At 67.2% G+C, this 18,323-nt stretch carries 16 protein-coding genes, 2 tRNA genes and 1 pseudogene; 10 read left to right on the top strand and 9 right to left on the bottom strand.

Features of this window, described 5'->3' with window-relative positions:
* Nucleotide 1: 1 nt before the first annotated feature.
* The 6 genes from DRB19_RS10565 to hemC all read right to left on the bottom strand — a co-directional run bounded on the left by DRB19_RS10565 (nucleotide 2) and on the right by hemC (nucleotide 5,487).
* Nucleotides 2–77: transfer RNA gene (locus tag DRB19_RS10565), tRNA-Ala, on the bottom strand.
* A 139-nt stretch (nucleotides 78–216) separates the two neighbouring features.
* A tRNA-Thr gene (locus tag DRB19_RS10570) sits at nucleotides 217–292 on the bottom strand.
* 86 nt (nucleotides 293–378) lie between these two features.
* Complete coding sequence (locus DRB19_RS10575) at nucleotides 379–2,019, bottom strand: heme biosynthesis protein HemY (protein WP_114186011.1); 1,641 nt, start codon at nucleotides 2,017–2,019, stop codon at nucleotides 379–381.
* Between the two features lie 17 nt (nucleotides 2,020–2,036).
* Entirely contained in the window at nucleotides 2,037–3,671 is a 1,635-nt protein-coding gene (locus DRB19_RS10580; RefSeq protein WP_114186012.1) for a COG4223 family protein, read from the bottom strand.
* Nucleotides 3,672–3,862: 191 nt separating this feature from the next.
* Complete coding sequence (locus tag DRB19_RS10585) at nucleotides 3,863–4,561, bottom strand: uroporphyrinogen-III synthase (protein ID WP_114186013.1); 699 nt, start codon at nucleotides 4,559–4,561, stop codon at nucleotides 3,863–3,865.
* The gene (hemC, locus tag DRB19_RS10590) at nucleotides 4,561–5,487 is read right to left on the bottom strand and encodes a hydroxymethylbilane synthase (RefSeq protein ID WP_114186014.1); all 927 of its coding nucleotides are present in this window, start codon (nucleotides 5,485–5,487) and stop codon (nucleotides 4,561–4,563) included. The genes DRB19_RS10585 and hemC overlap by 1 nt, the downstream gene beginning before the upstream one ends.
* Nucleotides 5,488–5,612: 125 nt before the next feature.
* Between hemC and tsaD the strand changes: the two genes are divergently transcribed.
* The 8 genes from tsaD (at nucleotide 5,613) to DRB19_RS31080 (ending at nucleotide 13,386) form a co-directional block, all read left to right on the top strand.
* Entirely contained in the window at nucleotides 5,613–6,668 is a 1,056-nt protein-coding gene (gene tsaD, locus DRB19_RS10595) for a tRNA (adenosine(37)-N6)-threonylcarbamoyltransferase complex transferase subunit TsaD (RefSeq protein ID WP_114186015.1), read from the top strand.
* A complete protein-coding gene (locus tag DRB19_RS10600) occupies nucleotides 6,668–7,663 on the top strand; it encodes an NAD(P)H-dependent glycerol-3-phosphate dehydrogenase (protein ID WP_114186016.1) in 996 nt (331 codons plus the stop codon). Before tsaD ends, DRB19_RS10600 begins: the two co-directional genes overlap by 1 nt.
* Nucleotides 7,664–7,673: 10 nt before the next feature.
* Complete coding sequence (locus DRB19_RS10605) at nucleotides 7,674–8,087, top strand: EVE domain-containing protein (protein WP_114186017.1); 414 nt, start codon at nucleotides 7,674–7,676, stop codon at nucleotides 8,085–8,087.
* A 184-nt stretch (nucleotides 8,088–8,271) separates the two neighbouring features.
* Nucleotides 8,272–10,230 carry an acetate--CoA ligase gene (acs, locus tag DRB19_RS10610; protein ID WP_114186018.1) on the top strand — a complete coding sequence of 653 codons (1,959 nt, stop codon included), beginning with the start codon at nucleotides 8,272–8,274 and terminating at the stop codon, nucleotides 10,228–10,230.
* A gap of 231 nt (nucleotides 10,231–10,461) precedes the next feature.
* The gene (locus DRB19_RS10615) at nucleotides 10,462–10,728 is read left to right on the top strand and encodes a DUF6356 family protein (RefSeq protein ID WP_114186019.1); all 267 of its coding nucleotides are present in this window, start codon (nucleotides 10,462–10,464) and stop codon (nucleotides 10,726–10,728) included.
* Between the two features lie 73 nt (nucleotides 10,729–10,801).
* A complete protein-coding gene (locus DRB19_RS10620) occupies nucleotides 10,802–11,305 on the top strand; it encodes a L,D-transpeptidase (RefSeq protein ID WP_114186020.1) in 504 nt (167 codons plus the stop codon).
* Nucleotides 11,306–11,395: 90 nt separating this feature from the next.
* Nucleotides 11,396–12,670 carry a HAMP domain-containing protein gene (locus tag DRB19_RS10625; RefSeq protein WP_114186021.1) on the top strand — a complete coding sequence of 425 codons (1,275 nt, stop codon included), beginning with the start codon at nucleotides 11,396–11,398 and terminating at the stop codon, nucleotides 12,668–12,670.
* A 146-nt stretch (nucleotides 12,671–12,816) separates the two neighbouring features.
* The gene (locus DRB19_RS31080; protein WP_245439410.1) at nucleotides 12,817–13,386 is read left to right on the top strand and encodes a methyl-accepting chemotaxis protein; all 570 of its coding nucleotides are present in this window, start codon (nucleotides 12,817–12,819) and stop codon (nucleotides 13,384–13,386) included.
* 11 nt (nucleotides 13,387–13,397) lie between these two features.
* Here the strand turns inward: DRB19_RS31080 and DRB19_RS10635 are convergent, their stop codons facing one another.
* A complete protein-coding gene (locus DRB19_RS10635; protein WP_114186023.1) occupies nucleotides 13,398–14,414 on the bottom strand; it encodes a GlxA family transcriptional regulator in 1,017 nt (338 codons plus the stop codon).
* Nucleotides 14,415–14,566: 152 nt separating this feature from the next.
* Between DRB19_RS10635 and DRB19_RS10640 the strand changes: the two are divergent.
* Nucleotides 14,567–15,618 (top strand): annotated as a pseudogene (locus DRB19_RS10640) (class I SAM-dependent methyltransferase).
* Between the two features lie 24 nt (nucleotides 15,619–15,642).
* On the opposite strand, the gene DRB19_RS10645 reads toward DRB19_RS10640, so the two are convergent.
* Both DRB19_RS10645 and DRB19_RS10650 read right to left on the bottom strand, forming a co-directional pair.
* Nucleotides 15,643–16,923 carry a class I SAM-dependent methyltransferase gene (locus tag DRB19_RS10645; protein ID WP_114186024.1) on the bottom strand — a complete coding sequence of 427 codons (1,281 nt, stop codon included), beginning with the start codon at nucleotides 16,921–16,923 and terminating at the stop codon, nucleotides 15,643–15,645.
* A gap of 100 nt (nucleotides 16,924–17,023) precedes the next feature.
* Nucleotides 17,024–17,260: a DUF1674 domain-containing protein gene (locus DRB19_RS10650; protein ID WP_114186110.1), complete on the bottom strand. Its 237-nt coding sequence runs from the start codon at nucleotides 17,258–17,260 to the stop codon at nucleotides 17,024–17,026.
* Between the two features lie 139 nt (nucleotides 17,261–17,399).
* Here DRB19_RS10650 and htpX point away from each other — a divergent pair, with 139 nt between their 5' ends.
* On the top strand, nucleotides 17,400–18,323 hold the full coding sequence (gene htpX, locus DRB19_RS10655) for a zinc metalloprotease HtpX (protein WP_114186111.1): 924 nt from the start codon (nucleotides 17,400–17,402) through the stop codon (nucleotides 18,321–18,323).

Raw genomic sequence — 18,323 nt, forward strand, 5'->3', positions numbered from 1 at the left:
TTGGTGGAGCCAGGCGGAATCGAACCGCCGACCTCTTGAATGCCATTCAAGCGCTCTCCCAACTGAGCTATGGCCCCAACCTGGACAGAGCCGACTCAAATCTGAGTCGAACCTGTTTCTCTTCGTCGTGGTCACCTGGTGGTCACCGGAAGACTTGGCAAGCCTAAGGGACTTGTCTGATCGACGCTCAAATCCTTGTTTTGCAAGGAAAGTGAGTGGTGCCGCAAGAGGGATTCGAACCCCCGACCCCCTCATTACGAATGAGGTGCTCTACCAGCTGAGCTATTGCGGCATTGCGATCATGCGATCGAAGAGGGCGACCTCATAACCCCAAGCCCGGCGCATTGCAAGGGATGCCAGGCAGAAGACTCGCCGGGCTCATCGAAAAAGTCCGCGCCGGACCGGGGTCGCTTCCTCGAGCTTGGGGACGTCGGGCGGCGTGGCCGGAAAGACGACGGCGCCGCGCCGCGGCGCGCCTGTCGCATCCGTCGTCTCCCTCGCGCCCTGGCTGTCCTTGACGGCTTCATTCGCAGCCTCGGGCGGCATCCCGCTCGCCATGGCCTCGGTCAAGGCCTCCTTCTGGGGCTCGGGCTCCGCCAGGACCTCCGGCTCGTCGGGAGGCGGCGCGACGGTTGCGGCCGGTTCGATTCCGGGGGGCAACGTCACCGGCAAAATCTTCTGATCGTCGTCGACGTCCCCTGTGACATCATCGCTCATGGCGAGTTCCGGGGCCACGAGCACGTCCGGCGGGGCCTGCCAGACGAAGGCGTCGAGACGGCCCGTGACGGGCGACACAGGAGCCCATTTGTCGGACACCACCCCATCGGCAATCCAGGCGGGGTCACGCGGGGCGCGGGTCGCACGGGCGAGCCATTCGCGTCCGCGCCCGGTCGAGCCATGCTCCGCCTGTTCGAGGTCGGACATGAGCAGACAGACCCGCATGGTCGGGCGATCCGCCAGCAGCGGCTCGAGGGCGTCGCGGGCGCGGTCGAACTCACGCGCTTCGAGGGCGGCTCTCGCCACCGCGAGCCGCCCCTCGGGCGCGCCGTTTGAAAGCCGCATGAGCGTTTCGGCGCGCTTGAGCCGGTCGAGGCCCGAATCGCCCGGTCGCAGATTGAGATAAACGTCGGCTAGATCCGGATGCGGCTGGCTGCGCCACGCGGCCTCGACCACCTTGGCGGCCCGGCGCAGGTCGCCCCGATGGGACAGGTAGCGTCCGACGAGGGCCGCGGCCGGAACGAGATCGGGCGCGTACCTGACCGCATCCTGACCGCTTCTGAGAGCACCGTCCGGATCGCGCTCGGCCCGGTCGAGGGCATCGGCGGTGAGGAGCACCGCCCGGTGGCGCTTGGCCGTGGCCTTGTCGAGCAGCCCGAGGGACGCTCGGCGGTCGATGGATTCGAGCGCGCCGCGCCAATCCCGCTCGGCGCAACGCGCCTCGAGAACGGCATCGCTGGCCCAGGCGGCCGCCGGGGCGATCCGGACGGCCTCCGAGGCATATTCCCGCGCCGCCGTCGCGTCGCCGCGCCGGCGCGCCTCGACGAACAGGCCGCGAAGCCCGAGCACCCGGGTCTCGTTTTCGTCCATCATCTGGGAGAAGGCGGCTTCCGCCGCGGCGCGATTGCCTGAGACTTGGGCGGCCTGAGCCTTGAGAAGAAGCGTCAGCGGCTCGTGGCCCAGCAGGCGCTCGGCCTCGTTGGCATAGCGGCGCGCCGCGATGGGATCGCCCGCGCCGACCGCGATCATGCCACGCGATACCGCCTGATAGCCGCGGGAGCGGCGGCGCGCGCGATTCGCGAAGGTCAGCCGCGACGGGAGGCCCATGATGCCGGTCACCGCCGCCCACATCATGGCCAGCGCCAGGGCGATGCCCACGAGGGCGACGGCCGCCACGGCCACCGAGGTCCGCAGTTCATAGCCGCCGAAGGTCACCAGCACGGTGCCGGGCTGGTCGGCCAGCCAGACTGCGCCGAAAGCTGCTACGCACAGAAGACCGATAAAGACGAGAGCGCGCCACATCCTGGCCTGATCCTTACTTACTGCGTCGTACGGTTGAGAGCGGACAGGGCATCGGCCGCGATGGCCTGCGCGGCCGCATCGGCGTCTGCCCGGGCCTTGGCCTGGCGGCCCCAGTCCTCGGACATGCGCCGCGCCGGTTCCGGTAGGGCCTCCCAGGCCTTGGCCGCGTCGCCCACGTCGCCCCGCGCCAGCGCCTGCTCGATGCGCGCCACGAGACCTGAGGCGCTGGTGGAATCCGGCGCGTTCACGGGCCGGATCGTCACCACCTTGTCGGCCATGCGCAGCAGCCGGTCCGTCCAGTCGCCGGAGGCGGTGCGCTCGTCCCGCAACATGGCGGCGCTCAAGGGCTCGAAGCTTTGCGCAAGCTCCGCCGCGGTGGGCGCGCCTTGCTGCGCGAACGGCTCGATGGCCGTGACCCGCCCAGGATCAGCCTGCGCACCTCGCAGAGCCGCCAGAACCTCCGGGTAAGGCTCGCCGTCGCGCAGGGCGTCGCCGAGCCGCTCGGCCAGAACGACCCGCACGGTGGGACGGCCCGCTTCTGCACGCTCCGCAGCCTGCCGGGACAGGTCCTCAAGGCGCTTCTCCTGCTCGGAGGCGCGGCGGTCCTGATCCGCAAGACGACGGTCGAGTTCCGCCACCCGACCCTCGGACGCCTGCCGGGCTCCGGCGGCGGCCTGAATGTCGGACCGGATCTGCTGCAGGTCGGCCTGAAGCTGCTGCACCTGCTGAAGTCCTGTCTGGAGTTGCTGGACCTGCTGAAGGCTCGCCTGAACCTGATTGTCCAAGCCGGTGACGCGCTCCGTGAGCTGGCCCACGGCCGGATCGGTCTGCGGCCCGGCTGCCGGGGCCGGCCGGTTCAGCGCCTCCTCGGCTCGGGCGGTGGCCTGCTCGGCTGCTGCTTGCGCCGCCTGAACGCGCTGGTCGACGGAAGCCTGCGCGGTCTCGAGCGTCCTGATCCGCTGGTCGAGAGGCTGGATATTGACGCTGCCCTGGCCGCCGCCCTGCTGGCTCACGGCCGCGACGCGCTGCTCCAGCTGCGCAAGGCGTGAATCGTCCTGCGTTCGAGACGCTGGCCGCGCCTGCTGCAACCCATACATCAGCCCAGCCCCGACCAGCCCCCCGAGAAGTCCGGAGCCGATCATCGCCCCGACGCTGCTGCGGCGGGCCGGCTGCGCGGGAGGCGGGACGGGATTTTGCGCGGCGTCATGGCGGAACGCCTCCTCGGGAGGCGGCGGCTCCTGGGGCGGAGCGTCGTGGGACGTGGCGTCGCTCATGGAGATGCCCGGCGCAGGAATGTCCTGCGGCGGGGCGTCCTGCGCAAGGGTGTCGTCCTTCGGGAGATTGTCGTCCGTCGAAAGGGTATCTCGGAACGGGGTATCTAGCGGCGGGGGGCTCTGCGGCGAACCATCTTCCGGGAGGGTGCCGGCCGCAATCGAATCCGTGCCCAGCCCCGAATCGACAGAAACAGCCGGCTCCGCCGCGCCCGCCTCGGCGGCCCGCTCGGCTCCGGCGACTGGCGGATCCTCAGAGGCCGGGACGTCCGGCTTGGCTCCGGCATCGACCACCGTCGCCTTCAGGTCGATCGTCGCCGGCTCACGTGCGGATTTCTTGCGGGAGGACTTCGGAGCTTTGGGATCGGATGGATTCGTCACGGGTCACTCTTGGCGGATCGTTCTGGGGAAGGTCACCTTGGAAGGTCACATGGAATGCAAATGAGGCAAGCTTGGGCGCGGCGTTTCGTTCCCTCGGTCAGGCTGGTCCCTAAAAGCCGGCTGCTCGACTCAAAGCCCGGATCAGCAAAATCATCTTCGGGCAGGGATCGTAGCCGATGCGAACCCAAGCGTCACGGGAGACCGTCAAGCAGGTCGAGCAACGCCTCCTCGTCCGGCCTGCGGGACGGCACGGTCGTCACGCCAAGGCCCGCGAAGGCTGCCGCGACATCGGCCGACAGGCACAGATGCGGAAAATTTCCGACGGACGATGTCAATCCGGCCTCCCCTGCCAGCTGAAGAAAGATATCTGCGCTCCGGCGGGAATAATGGAGCGCGGCGCCGATTTGGCCAGTCCGGATCGCCTCAATGGCCTCAGGAACGAGGCAATCCAGCCCTTTGGCCTCATAGGCTTCCCATGAGACGACATGGAAGCCGGCATTGCGCAAAGACTCCGCAGGCTCGGCCTTGTGATGCCGGCCCGTCACGTGAAGAATCCTTCGGCCGATGCCGGGCAGGCCTCGAATCAGGCCGGACAGGGATCTTGCATCCCCGTCGGCTGCCGCGACGGTGCGGAACCCAGCCCGCTGCGCCGCCAAGGCCGTATGGGGTCCAACGACGAAAACGGGCCAGTGCTTATGTGCCATCGCGGTCAAAGCCTCGGCCGCATGAGCGCTGGTCACGATTAAGGCATCGAAGGGTCCGGCCGGCTGTGGCTCGCCTGTCGGAACGATACGGGTGGTAGGCGCGACGAGCGCCTCGTGGCCTCGTTGTGCGAGACGCTTGGCCGTGCGCTCCGAATCGTCCTGTGAGCGTGTGACGAGAACCCGCATCAGGCGTCTAGAAATCCAGGCGGCATGCGGGTGCGCAGTTCCGTTCCGGCCTCGCGCCCGAGGGACACGGCCTCCGACACGGCCCCGCGTCGGGAGACCTCCAACCGCTCAGAGCCGTCGGGACGCAACACGAGACCGCGAAACACCAACTCGTCACCGACAAGGTGGGCGTGGCCTGCAATGGGCGTGCGGCACGAACCGTCGAGGATCGTCAGGAAGGCCCTCTCGGCCGCGAGTGCATGACCGGTGGGCGCGTCGAGAATCGGCTCCACCGCCCGCATCACCCGCTCGTCGTCGGCCCGGACCGTAATGGCGATCGCGCCCTGCCCCACGGCCGGGAGAAAATCCTCCGTCTCGAGAACGGCGGTCACGTGCTCGGTCAGCCCCAGCCGCCGCAGGCCCGCCATGGCGAGCAGCGTCGCGTCCACCTCTCCGCGCTCGAGCTTGGCGAGCCGCGTCTGCACGTTGCCGCGCAAGAGCGTCACGTTGAGGTCGGGCCGCAGGCGCCGCAGCTCCGCCTGGCGCCGGAGCGACGCGGAGCCGACCACCGCGCCGCTCGGCAGATCGTGCAGGCCCTTGAAGCGGCGGCTGATGAAGGCGTCGCGCACATCCTCGCGCGGCAGGTAACCGGCGATCATGATGCCCTCGGGCAGGGTGGTCGGCAGGTCCTTGGCCGAGTGCACCGCGAGATCGATCGCACCTTCGAGAAGCGCGATGTCGAGCTCCTTGGTGAACAAGCCCTTGCCGCCGGCCTCCGAGAGGGGGCGGTCCTGAATGGCGTCGCCGGTCGTCTTGATCACGGCGAGCGGCAGTTGGTCGGGCGTCCACCCGTGAGACTTGGCGAAACGCTCCTGCGTCTCGTGGGCCTGGGCCAGCGCCAAGGGGCTGCCCCGCGTGCCGATGACCAGGGTGGATGTGTCGGCCATTCGGGCTGGGTTTCCTTTCAAAACGACAGAACGGTGTTTGATCTTGTGCGGCGGGGCGGACTATAGGGGGAGGACATGCGGGCCGTGAAGCCCGAAAGATCAGCCTTAAGGACGCCGCCACGATCATGCGCATTCTCGGCATTGAGACGACCTGTGACGAAACCGCCGCCGCCGTGGTGGGCGTTGGGTTCGACGGCAAGGGCGAAATCCTGTCCAACGAGGTGCTGAGCCAGATCGCCGAACACGCCCGCTACGGCGGCGTGGTGCCGGAAATCGCCGCCCGCGCCCATGTGGAGGTGATCGACCGGCTCGTGGCGCGGGCCCTGAAGAACGCCGGCTGCAGCATCCGGGACATCGACGGCATCGCGGCCGCCGCGGGTCCCGGCCTCATCGGCGGCGTGCTGATCGGCCTGACGACCGCCAAATCCCTGTCGCTGGTGACCCGCAAGCCCCTCATGGCGGTGAACCACCTGGAGGCCCATGCGCTCACCGCGCGCCTCACGGACGGGATCGGTTTCCCGTACCTCCTGCTGCTCGCATCCGGCGGCCACACCCAGCTCGTCGCCGTGCGCGGCGTCGGCGACTACGTGCGCCTCGGCACCACCATCGACGACGCCATCGGCGAGGCCTTCGACAAGGTCGCGAAGCTTCTCGGGCTTTCTTATCCAGGCGGGCCGCATGTGGAGCAGGAAGCTCAAAAGGGCAATCCGGAGCGTTTCAACCTGCCCCGGCCCATGCAGGGAAGACCTGAGCCGAACTTCTCCCTGTCAGGCCTGAAAACCGCCGTTCGCCTGGAGGCGGAGCGGATCGCGCCCCTGACCCAGAGCGACGTGTCGGATCTCTGCGCCAGCTTCCAGGCCGCCGTGGTCGACGTGGTGGTGGACCGCACCCGCGTGGCCCTGCGAGCCTTCCGCGAAACCGCCGGTCATCCCACCGCCCTCGTGGTGGCCGGAGGCGTGGCGGCCAACCAGGCCATGCGCCAGGCCCTTCAGCGGCTTGCGGTCGAGACGGGCCTGCGCCTCGTGGCGCCACCCCTGGCTCTCTGCGGCGACAACGGCGCGATGATCGCCTGGGCGGGTCTGGAGCGGATGCGACTCGGCCTCATCGACGACATTTCGGCCCCTGCCCGCGCCCGCTGGCCCCTCGATACGAGCCGCGACGAGGCCGGAGCCAAGGCCTGATGCCAGCACGAGCCGGTTTGATCGGCGTCGTCGGCGCCGGCGCGTGGGGAACCGCGCTTGCCAACGCGGCCGCCCTCGCCGGCAACGACGTGGTCCTGTGGATGCGCAGCTCCGAACAGGCCGAACGTCTTGCGGCCACCCGCGAGAACGAGCGTTTCCTGCCCGGAATTCGGCTCCATGACCACATCGAGCCGACGATCGATCTGTCCGATCTGGCGAAAGCCGATTTCGTGCTTCTCGTCACGCCGGCCCAGACGACCCGGGACATGGCCGCGGCGCTTGCGGCGGTGCTGCCGCCGAAAACCCCACTCGTCTTGTGCGCCAAGGGCATTGAGCGCCAGACCGGCTCCTTCCTGTGCGATGTGGTGGAGACCGTTCGTCCGGCCTCCCCGGCCGCCATTCTGTCCGGCCCGAGCTTCGCCCATGACGTGGCCCGGGGCCTGCCCACCGCCGTGACGCTGGCCTGCGGGGATCCGGCGCTCGCGGAAGACATCGCCACGGCGCTTTCTGGACCGACTTTGCGGGTTTATCACCGCACCGACGTGCGCGGCGTGGAGATCGGCGGCGCGGCCAAGAACGTGCTCGCCATCGCGTGCGGGGCCGTCGTGGGCCGCGGCCTCGGAGAGAGCGCTAAGGCGGCCCTGATCGCGCGCGGCTTCGCGGAACTGCTGCGGTTTGCCCGCGCCTACGGGGGCGAGGCCGAAACCCTGATGGGGCTCTCAGGCCTCGGCGATCTCGTTCTGACATGCTCGTCGGCGCAATCGCGCAACTTCGCCTTCGGGTTGAGGCTTGGCCAAGGTCTTTCTCCCGAAGAAGCCGCCGGCGGCAAGCTCGTGGAGGGCGCAACCACCGCCAGCGCCCTCGTGGCGCTCGCCCGCGCCGAGCACGTCGACATGCCGATCGCGCAAGCCGTCGAGCAGGTCCTCAGCGGCGCTTTTTCCATCGACCAGGCGGTCGATGCCCTCATGAACCGTCCCATCAAGTCAGAACACTGAGCAACCACCGATGGCCCATTGGCTCTACAAGTCCGAACCTTCCGTCTGGTCCTGGGACAACCAGGTCGCACAAGGCGCCCAGGGCACTTTCTGGAACGGCGTGCGCAACCACGTGGCCAAGCAGAACCTGATGGCGATGAAAATCGGCGAGCAGGGCTTCTTCTATCATTCCAACGAGGGCAAGGCGGTGGTCGGCATCGTGGAGGTGATCCGGGAATACTATCCGGACCACACGGACGAGACGGGCAAGTTCGGCATGGTGGACATCAAGGCCGTGAAGGCCTTGCCGAACCCGGTGACGCTCGATGCCATCAAGGGCGAGCCCGGGCTCAAGGACATGATCCTCGTCAACAACTCCCGGCTGTCGGTGCAGCCAGTCACCGAGGAGGAATGGGCCATCGTCTGCCGCATGGGCGGGCTTTGATGTGACGTGAGGGGAACGGAAGAGCGCCATCCTCCATACCAATCGCCTTTGGATCCGGGATCACGGTTCCGCGAACTCCTCCGAAAGCATCAACGACCAAAGTGCGAGCCCGAACCGCTTCCCGCCGCCGCCGTCTTTCCGTAAATCTAGAGACAACTAGTTACAAAGCTCTGGGAGAAGCGCCATGCAAGACAAGATCTACGACGTGTCACCGGAATGGAGCCGCCGCGCGCTTCTGGACGATGCGGGCTACCGGGCCAAGTACGAAGCCTCGGTGAAGGATCCGGACGCCTTTTGGGCCGAGGAAGCCAAGCGCATTCACTGGTTCAAGCAGCCCACCCGGATCAAGAACACCAATTTCGGCCCGGGCACCGTCGCCATCCGGTGGTTCGAGGACGGCACCACGAACGTGGCCTATAACTGCGTCGACCGGCACCTCGACACCCGGGGCGATCAGGTCGCCATCATCTGGGAAGGCGACGATCCGTCGGAGTCGAAGAGCATCACCTACCGCGAGTTGCACGACGAAGTGTGCCGCATGGCCAACGTCATGCGCAACCGCGGCGTCGAGAGGGGCGACCGGGTCACCATCTACATGCCGATGATTCCGGAAGCCGCCTATGCCATGCTGGCCTGCGCCCGGCTCGGCGCGGTCCACTCGGTGGTGTTCGGGGGCTTCTCGCCGGATTCGCTCGCCGGCCGCATTGAGGACGCGCAATCCAAATTCGTCATCACGGCGGACGAAGGCCTGCGCGGCGGCCGCAAGGTTCCCCTGAAGGTGAACGTGGACGCGGCCCTCGATCGCATCGGCTCCAAGCTGGTGGATCACGTGCTCGTGGTGCGCCGCACCGGAGCGGCCGTCAACATGGAGCCCGGCCGGGACGTCTATTACGACGAGGCGGCCGCCATGGTGTCGGGCGACTGCCCGGTCGAGGAGATGAATGCGGAGGATCCGCTCTTCATCCTCTACACCTCCGGCTCCACCGGAAAGCCCAAAGGCGTGATGCACACCACGGGCGGCTATCTGGTCTATACGTCGCTCACGCATCAATACGTGTTCGACTACCATGACGGCGACGTCTACTGGTGCACCGCCGACGTGGGCTGGGTGACGGGCCATTCCTACCTGCTCTACGGGCCGCTGGCGAACGGCGCGACCACCCTCATGTTCGAGGGCGTGCCCACCTATCCGTCGATCTCCCGCTTCTGGGAGGTGATCGACAAGCACAATGTGAGCATCTTCTACACGGCCCCCACGGCGATCCGCTCCCTGATGCAGGCGGGCGAGGACCCGGTGAAGAAGACCTCGCGCCGATCCTTGCGCATCCTGGGTTCGGTGGGCGAGCCCATCAACCCGGAAGCCTGGGAATGGTACTACCGGGTGGTGGGCGACGGCCGCTGCCCCATCGTTGACACCTGGTGGCAGACCGAGACCGGCGGCATCCTGATCACGCCGCTTCCCGGCGCGACCAAGCTCAAGCCCGGCTCCGCCACGCGGCCGTTCTTCGGCGTCAAGCCGCAGGTGGTGGATGCGGACGGCAAGGTGCTGGAGGGCAAGGCCGAGGGCAACCTGGTGATCGCCGATTCCTGGCCCGGGCAGATGCGCACGGTCTACGGCGACCATGAGCGCTTCGTGCAGACCTACTTCTCGACCTATCCGGGCAAGTACTTCACGGGCGACGGCTGCCGCCGGGACGAGGACGGCTATTACTGGATCACCGGCCGCGTCGACGACGTGCTCAACGTGTCTGGCCACCGCATGGGCACGGCGGAGGTGGAATCGGCCCTGGTGGCGCACCCGAAGGTGTCGGAAGCCGCCGTGGTCGGCTACCCGCACGACATCAAGGGCCAGGGCATCTACGCCTATGTCACCCTGATGGCGGGCGAGGAGCCCTCGGAGGAGTTGCGCAAGGAACTGGTCGCCTGGGTGCGCCGCGAGATCGGCCCGATCGCCTCGCCGGACCTGATCCAGTTCGCGCCGGGCCTGCCCAAGACCCGCTCGGGGAAAATCATGCGCCGCATCCTGCGCAAGATCGCCGAAGACGAAGCTGGCAATCTCGGCGACACCTCGACCCTCGCCGATCCAACCGTCGTCGACGACCTCGTCACCAACCGCCAGAACAAGCGCGTTCAGGCCGCCTGAGGACGTTGGCCTCATCCGCTTCGCGTCATGGCCGCACTTGTTGCGGCCATCCACGTCTTTGAGCCGAGCGCAAAAAAGGCGTGGATGCCCGGCACTAGGCCGGGCATGACGGTGGACGATTTCGAGATAAGGCGCTGACGAAGTTTGCCCGGCCTCCTCAGGTGGTGCCGCGGCGCACTTGAGCCACCTGGGCTTCACGCCTAACATGCGGGCCCTCAGATGGAGGGTTCCATGTCGTTGAAGCGGCTGTTCACCGAGCATCCCGAGTCGGTTGGCGAATCCTATTTCGAGCATATGGGCGTGGCCCTGAGTTTCGCTGGTCCTCTCATCAAGGCAGGACTTGCGGCCCTCGTTCACGCGTTCCTGCCGTTCCTGTGCACGAGCACCGCGAGCAGCACCGTGAAACAGCTCTACGCCCGCATGGTGAACCGCGTGCCCCGTTCCGCGCCGCAGTCCGCAGTCCTGGATGGCATGCCGTCCTGGGATCCGGTGATCTGAGGCCTCCCGCCGGAACCTTAGCGTTTCCTTTCGCGTCTCACTCCTGCGCAGCTTGGGTCAGGAGAGACGACACATGGGCCGGCGGGTACTCTTAGCGATCGCAATGAACGTCATCGCGGCGTGGGCCACAGGCGCGTCCGCCCGTGAGATTGTGCCTTTTCAGGCGGGCGTCACGCCCGGGACCATCGTCATCCGGACGGCGGAGCGGCGGCTCTATTACGTGCGCGGCGACGGAACCGCGCTGAGCTACCGGGTCGCCGTCGGAAAGCCCGGCAAGCAGTGGTTCGGCGAGGCGCGTATCGACGGCAAGTACGTGAGGCCCGCTTGGTCGCCACCCGCGGAGGTGAAACGAGACAACCCGCAGCTGCCCAACGTCATTCCCGGCGGCGCGCCCAACAACCCGATGGGCGCGCGGGCCCTGACCCTCGACCTCGACGAATACGCCATCCACGGCACCAACCGCCCAGGCTCCATAGGCACTTACGCGTCCTACGGCTGCATCCGCATGCTGAACGAGGACATCGTGGATCTTTACGATCAGGTCAGCGTGGGAACCCGCGTGGTGGTGACGCCCTGACAAAGGAATGAATCCCTGTTGACGCTAAGTCATCGTTAACAGGTTTGGCGACATTGTGCCCGCCTGTCGTAAAGGAAGGGATTCGGCACGATGTCGTTTTTTGCTCGGTTGCGATGGCCGTCCGTTCGGGTTCGCGTTGCCGCGCTGAGCGGCGTGATGGTGCTTGGCTTCGCGGTCATCGGTGGAGTCTTCCACGCGGGCCGAGGCGACGTGGAACGCGCCCTGGACACCCAGCAGATTTACAACGCATTGGCCGAGAAGGCCTATCAGTTCCGGGTTCAAGCCGATGCCCTGAAGGTCACCGCCCGCGAATGGACCGCCAGCCGCCTGGCCCATCACGGCCAGGCCTTCATGGACCAGCACCGTGCCCTCGCGGCCCAACTTGACCAGATGAACGCCGCGCCGGGCGCCGACCTGATCGCTGCGGACATCAAGGCACTCGGCCTGCGGTCAACGGCCCTCAGCGAGCAGGCGGCGGCTCTCGACAAGCTCTATAAGCAGGTTGGCTATCAGGCCGAGGACGGCGCGCGCGGAGCCCTGCTGTCGACCGCCGCTTCCCTTGAGAAGCTCGTCAGACCCCTTGCCAGTGGCGGCGAGCCGGATCCGCTGCGCCTCTGGGCCGCGACGCTGGGCATGTTCAACCAGGAGGCCCGCGCGCGCATCCTGATCGAAGACACCATCCTGGGCGCCTTCGAGGTCGAGCAGGGCCGCTTCACGCGCGCCGTGGGCCGCCTTGGCGGCGACACCGCCGAAGCGAAGCCCGCCATCCTGGCCGCCGGCGAAGCCTATCAGGCAGCGTTCAACACCTGGGCGGAGGTGGAAAAGAAGGTCTCCGGCGAGGGTGAGCGCTTGACGGGCCAGTTCGATCTTCTCGTGCCGGCCCTGGAACAGCTCCTCGCCAAGGTCCGGGCGGAGGCGCAGGCCACCAACACGCATCTGATCGCGTCGCAGCAGCATACCTTCACGCTCATCCTGTGGGCGATGGGCGGCGCCCTCGCGCTCGGCCTCGCCCTGACCCTGCTGGTCGGGCGCTCCATCGCGCTGCCGCTCACCCGGCTCCAACGGGCCATGCAGCGCCTCGCCGACGGGGACGCATCCACGGAAATCCCATCCACCAAAGAGTCCGACGAGATCGGCGCCATGGCCCGCACGGTGCTGGTGTTCCGCGACAATGCCCGCGAACGGGAACGGCTCACCGGGAGCGGGAGGGAATGGCCGCCCTGGAGACGGAGCGCGCCGGCACGATCGGCCGCGCCATCAGCGCCTTCGGAGCGACCGTCGACCAGATTCTGTCCGAGGTCCGGCAGGCCTCGGGCGACCTCGCGGCGGCGTCAGGCCAGCTCGAGGGCTCGGCCCATCACGTGACGCAGCAGGCGCAGGCCGCGGGCGACGCTTCGAGCCGGGCGTCCCTGAACGTCTCGACGGTGGCAAGCGCCGCCGAGGAACTCGATGCCTCGATCGCGGCGGTGGCCGCGCAGACGAGCGCCTCGGCCAAGGCTTCCGAGCGTGCAGTGGCGGAGGCCAGGGGGGCCTCGAGCAGCATGTCGAGCCTGTCGGCCGCGACGGCCCAGATCGGCGAGGTGGCGGGCCTGATCCGCTCCATCGCCGAGCAGACCAACCTGCTGGCGCTCAACGCCACCATCGAGGCCGCCCGCGCCGGCGAAGCCGGCAAGGGCTTTGCGGTCGTGGCGACCGAGGTCAAGGCGCTGGCGAACCAGACCACCCGGGCAACGGAAGACATCGCCCGGCAGATCGAGGCCGTGCAGGCAGCCTCCCGCGACACCCTGGGAGCCCTGCGCTCCGTACAGGGGACCGTCGAGCATCTGGCAGGGGCAGTCTCCACCGTGGCGGCCGCCGTTGAACAGCAGACCGCCGCCGTATCGGACATTGCCCGCAGCATCGCCCAGGTGTCGGACGAGGCTCAGGCAGGCGCATCGGCCATCCAGACCACGGGAACGGTCGCCACCCGTTCCCTCGAGACCGCCCAGGTCGTGGCCGATCTCTCGGTCGCGCTCGACCGGCAGGCGGAGCGTCTGGGGGCTGAAATCGGCCGATTCCTCGACAGCGTCAGGGCTGCCTAGGACTGAAAGGCTTACAGGAACGCAGGCAGGTGGAACTTGCGACGGTATTCGGCCGGCGTCATGGCGGTGAGCCGCTTGAAGAGACGGTGGAACGAGGTCGGATCGCTGTAGCCGATCTCGGCCCCGATGGCGTCCACGGCCATCTCCGTGGTCTCGAGCATCTGCTTGGCCTCCTCGATGCGCAGGGCCTGCACGTAGGCAATGGACGTGTAACCGGTCGCCGCCTTGAAACGACGGGCGAAGCTGCGGCACGGCAGGCCGGAGCGACGGGTGATTTCCGCCACGATGTGCGGACGCTCGTAATGACTTGCGACCCATGCCTGCTGGTTGCGGATGACGGCGTCGTTGTGCGTCACGTTCTGGATCATGGACGCGTAGGGAAGCTGTCCATCCCTGTGCCACTGATAGAGGAAAATCCGGGAGAGGCGGATCGCCTCCTGCGTGCCCACGTGCTTCGCCACGAGGTAGAGCACGAGATCCTGCCAGGAGGATGCCCCTCCGGACGAAACGATCCGGTGACCGGGGCCGGCCTGCACCAGGATGCGGTCCGCGCATAGGCGCACCTCCGGAAAAGCCTTTCTGAAGAGATCCGCGTAGCCCCAATGGGTCGTGGCCTCGCGCCCGTCGAGCAACCCGGCCTCTGCCAGCACCAGGGAGCCGCCGCACGCCGCATAGACGTGGGCTCCGCTGTCGTACATGCGGCACAACCACTCGATCAGCCCGCGGTCGAGACGCCTCAGGGCCGCCGGTGAATCGACCATCACGTTGGGCACGAAGACGAGATCCGTCGCCGTCACGTCCTCGGCGGCGTCCTGCGCCAGGATGGTGACCCCTGTCACGAGTTCGATTGGGCCCGCCTTGGCGGCCACGAGGCGCGGCAGGAACAGGGGCGCGTTGGGCGGCGGCTCTCCGGTCATGGCGTTCCACACCCGACCGGCCGCCCAGAGCGTGTCGAAGATGCCGTAGAAGATCGACGGATCCGATTCCGGAAACACCGTCAGGCTGACGCGAATGGGCTCGTTCCGCATGACCAGAACCCCGTTGGCAGAATCGCCTGCTCCTTGGCCGTTCCAGCCCTCAACGGCAGGGGAGAGTCGCCTGTAGATATCGAGGCATCAGTGCCTTCGGGTCAAGCCGGTGGAGCGTGGGCTCCCGGCCGGAGGTCATGCGGGAGGATGCAATGAACATCAACGAGGACAGGCTGAATGCTCTTCTGGGCACCGTAGTGACCGAGCTCGGGGCGGCGGCGACCTCGGCGCTGGTTCTGATCGGCGACAAGCTCAACCTCTACCGGGCTCTTGCGCAGGCTCCCGACGGCATGAGCGCGGCCGAACTCGCCGCGAAGACGGGCACCCACGAGCGTTATATCCGGGAATGGCTTTCGGCCCAGGCCGCCTCGGGCTACGTGACCTATGAGAAGGACACCCAGCGCTTTTCCCTGACGCCGGAGCAGGCTGCCGTTTTCGCCGACGAGGAAAGTCCGGTCTTCATGGCGGGCGGCTTCCAATCCATCTCGGCCATCTTCGCCGACGAGCCGCGTCACACGGACGCCTTCCGGTCGGGCCGCGGCATCGGTTGGGGCGAGCACTGCAACTGCCTGTTCTGCGGCACGGAGCGCTTCTTCCGGCCGGGCTACAAGGCGCATCTGGTGCCCGAGTGGCTGCCCGCCCTCGACGGCGTGGTGGAGCGTCTTGAGCGCGGAATTCGCGTGGCCGACGTGGGCTGCGGCCACGGCGCTTCGACGGCCATCATGGCGGAGGCCTTCCCGAATTCCGAATTCATCGGCTTCGACTTCCACGACGCGTCCATCGAGGCCGCCCGGACGAAAACGCGCGGAATTTCGAACGTCCGGTTCGAGGTGGCGCGGGCGCAGGACTTCGCAGGAGACGATTTCGGTCTCGTGACCATCTTCGATGCCCTTCACGACATGGGCGATCCGGTTGGGCCGCTTCCCACATCCGCAGCGCCCTCTCGGACGACGGCACCTTGATGGTGGTGGAGCCCATGGCGGGCGACAGCCTGGCCGAGAACCTTCATCCGGTGGGGCGGATCTACTACGCGTTTTCCACGAGCATCTGCGTTCCGGCCTCCCTGGGTCAGGAGGTGGGCGCGGCCTTGGGGGCGCAGGCCGGCGAAGCGCGCCTGCGGGACGTCATGCTCCAGGGCGGCTTTTCGAAGTTCCGCAAGGCGACCGCGACGCCCTTCAACATGGTGCTGGAGGCGCGGCCCTGAGGCGGGAGTGGAGAGCCGGCCGCGTCAGCCTTCTCGATACAGGTCGGCCCTGGATGGCGGCAGGCCCGATGGGCCGCGGTTGCGCTTCGACACCAGCGTCTGGTTGACGCCCACGGCCGCGCGCTCGAAGGCGAGCGAGCAGCCGGCGAGGTAGAGAAGCCACATGCGGGTCTTTTCCGGCCCCACCAGGGCCTCAGCCTCCTTCTGGCGAGCGTTGAGGTTCTCCCACCACAAGCGCGTGGTGCGCTGGTAATGCTCGCGCCACGCTTCCACGTCGTGCACCTCGAACCCGAAGCGTTCGAGATTTGCAACCGACATGCCCAGATGATCGAGTTCACCGCCAGGGAAGATGTAGCGGGTGAGCGCCTTGTACTCGGCCTTGCGCTTGCGGAACGCCCGGTCCGACCGCTTGGCGCGTCGGGCGATGGTGTGATGGAGATAGAGGCCGCGCGGCCGCAGGAGGCGGTGCACGGCGCGGAAGTATGTTGGGTGGTTGGCGATGCCCACATGCTCGAACATGCCGATGGATGAAATCTTGTCGAACTCGCCCTCCATCTGGGTGAAATCCTTCACCACCACCTCGACGCGGTCCTGCAAGCCTAAGCGCGCGATTTTCTGCCGCGCCAGGGCCGCCTGCTCCTCGGCGAGCGTGACGCCGGTGGCCTTCACGCCGTAATGCTGCGCCGCGTGGCAGATGAGAGCCCCCCAGCCGCAGCCGATGTCGAGAAGGCGCTCATTGGGTTTGAGCCGCAGCTTGCGGCAGATCATGTCGAGCTTGTCGGTCTGCGCGCGGGCAAGGTCGTCGTGCCATTCGGTGAAGTAGGCGCAGGTATAGACCATCTCCGGGTCGAGGAAGAGCCGGTAGAAGTCGTTCGACACGTCGTAATGATAAGCGACGTTCTGCTTGTTGGTGTTGGGATTCCCGTCGCGGGCATTGGGCTTGTCCTTCACGGGATCGAGCGGGCGCGGCATGTCGGCCGGGGCCCGGAAGAACTGGAAGGCGGTTTTCAGCGCCTTGAATTTGCTCACACCCTTAAGGCGCCGGCCTATCTTGCCCTGGGGGCGCTGCGCCGCGAGGTCGAAGATGGTGCCGTTCTTGAGATCGATCAGCCCCGCCACATAGGCGTTGAGGACCGTGTCGAGGGTCGGACGCCGGATCAGTCGTGCGATTACGCTCTCGCGGCGGATGGCGAGCCGCATTTCATAGGACGGAAGATCCTTTGGAATCGTCGAGCCGTCCCACAGCTCGAATCCGAATTGGAGATCGAGCGCCTTGTGCGCCTCGGTCAACAGATCCCGAAACATCTCCAGACGTACAGCCCCGCTCAACCGGCCCTCCCGTTTTGCGCGAGACTAAGCGGGGCCGGACAGGGACACAACCGTTAATGGCGGAAGTTGGAACAGGCTAGAAGTCGCTCGCGAGGCCCTTCACCTCCCAGTCCTCGTATCGGACCGGTTCCAGGCCGCCCCGGCCCCGGTGCTCCTTCTGCTTGGCGAGTTCGGCGGCGCGGGCGTCGATCTCTCGGCGGCGCTGAGCCGCCTCCTCGAGGGCGCGCTGGGCGGCTGGGGAAAGGGTTTTGCCGGGGGCCGCGCCCTCGGTTCCGTCGGGCAGGCTCGTGTCGGGTGTGTCGTTCGTGCTCATGAGGCGCCTTATGCCAGTTCCCAGGGCTTCGTTCGAGACCTTGGGCAAAACCTGAACCATTCCCACATAGAAGGTTGGCGGATAGATGCATCCGCGGCGGATGGTTTCATCCGCGAATGCTTACGAGGTGGAGACCCTGATGAACACCGTCAAGACCGCAATGCTGCTGGCGGCCCTGACTGCGCTCTTCGGCGTCGTCGGCTACATGCTCGGCGGCGCGACCGGCATGATGATCGCCCTTGGGCTGGGCGTGGTCACGAACCTTTTCGCGTATTGGAATTCTGACCGGCTCGCCCTGGCCGCGCACCACGCCGTCGAGGTGGACGAGCGAACGGCTCCCGAACTAGTCGGCATGGTGCGGGACTTGTCCCACCGGGCCGGCCTTCCGATGCCTCGGGTGTATCTCATCAACAATCCGCAGCCGAACGCCTTTGCGACCGGCCGCAACCCGGAGAACGCCGCCGTCGCGGCGACAACGGGCATTCTTCACATGCTCACCTACGACGAGCTTGCGGGCGTGATGGCGCACGAACTGGCGCACATCAAGAACCGCGACACCCTGATCATGACCGTGAGCGCCACCATCGCTGGCGCAATCACGACGCTGGCTCAGTTCGGCTTCCTGTTCGGGGGCCGGGGCGACGACAGGCCGAGCCCGGTCGCGATGCTGCTCACGGCCATCGTGGCTCCGCTGGCGGCCATGATCATCCAGATGGCGATCAGCCGCTCGCGGGAATACGACGCCGACCGGATGGGCGCGGAAATCTGCGGCCAACCCATGGCCCTGGCCTCCGCGCTGGCCAAGATCGCGGGCGGCGTCGCGCACATTCCCAACGGGGATGCGGAGCGCCACCCCGCCACCGCGTCGCTGTTCATCATCAATCCCCTGTCGGGCCATGGCATGGACAACCTGTTCTCGACCCATCCGGCGACGGAAAACCGCATCGCGGCCCTGCAGTCGCTGGCGCAGCAGATGGGCGCGCCTGCGAGAAGCGGCTTTGCTTCGCGGCCGGCATCGGGTAGCCCGTGGGGAACTGCTCCCCGCCGGGGGCCTTGGGGTTAA

Source organism: Microvirga aerophila (assembly GCF_003332305.1).
GTDB classification, from domain to species: domain Bacteria; phylum Pseudomonadota; class Alphaproteobacteria; order Rhizobiales; family Beijerinckiaceae; genus Microvirga; species Microvirga aerophila.

Bases quoted from the DNA above. Each gene is read 5' to 3' on its own strand.
- DRB19_RS10575 (WP_114186011.1), bottom strand. From the start codon at position 2,019: ATGTGGCGCGCTCTCGTCTTTATCGGTCTTCTGTGCGTAGCAGCTTTC.
- DRB19_RS10585 (WP_114186013.1), bottom strand. From the start codon at position 4,561: ATGCGGGTTCTCGTCACACGCTCACAGGACGATTCGGAGCGCACGGCC.
- hemC (WP_114186014.1), bottom strand. From the start codon at position 5,487: ATGGCCGACACATCCACCCTGGTCATCGGCACGCGGGGCAGCCCCTTG.
- tsaD (WP_114186015.1), top strand. From the start codon at position 5,613: ATGCGCATTCTCGGCATTGAGACGACCTGTGACGAAACCGCCGCCGCC.
- DRB19_RS10600 (WP_114186016.1), top strand. From the start codon at position 6,668: ATGCCAGCACGAGCCGGTTTGATCGGCGTCGTCGGCGCCGGCGCGTGG.
- DRB19_RS10605 (WP_114186017.1), top strand. From the start codon at position 7,674: ATGGCCCATTGGCTCTACAAGTCCGAACCTTCCGTCTGGTCCTGGGAC.
- acs (WP_114186018.1), top strand. From the start codon at position 8,272: ATGCAAGACAAGATCTACGACGTGTCACCGGAATGGAGCCGCCGCGCG.
- DRB19_RS10615 (WP_114186019.1), top strand. From the start codon at position 10,462: ATGTCGTTGAAGCGGCTGTTCACCGAGCATCCCGAGTCGGTTGGCGAA.
- DRB19_RS10620 (WP_114186020.1), top strand. From the start codon at position 10,802: ATGGGCCGGCGGGTACTCTTAGCGATCGCAATGAACGTCATCGCGGCG.
- DRB19_RS10625 (WP_114186021.1), top strand. From the start codon at position 11,396: ATGTCGTTTTTTGCTCGGTTGCGATGGCCGTCCGTTCGGGTTCGCGTT.
- DRB19_RS10635 (WP_114186023.1), bottom strand. From the start codon at position 14,414: ATGCGGAACGAGCCCATTCGCGTCAGCCTGACGGTGTTTCCGGAATCG.
- DRB19_RS10645 (WP_114186024.1), bottom strand. From the start codon at position 16,923: ATGTTTCGGGATCTGTTGACCGAGGCGCACAAGGCGCTCGATCTCCAA.
- DRB19_RS10650 (WP_114186110.1), bottom strand. From the start codon at position 17,260: ATGAGCACGAACGACACACCCGACACGAGCCTGCCCGACGGAACCGAG.
- htpX (WP_114186111.1), top strand. From the start codon at position 17,400: ATGAACACCGTCAAGACCGCAATGCTGCTGGCGGCCCTGACTGCGCTC.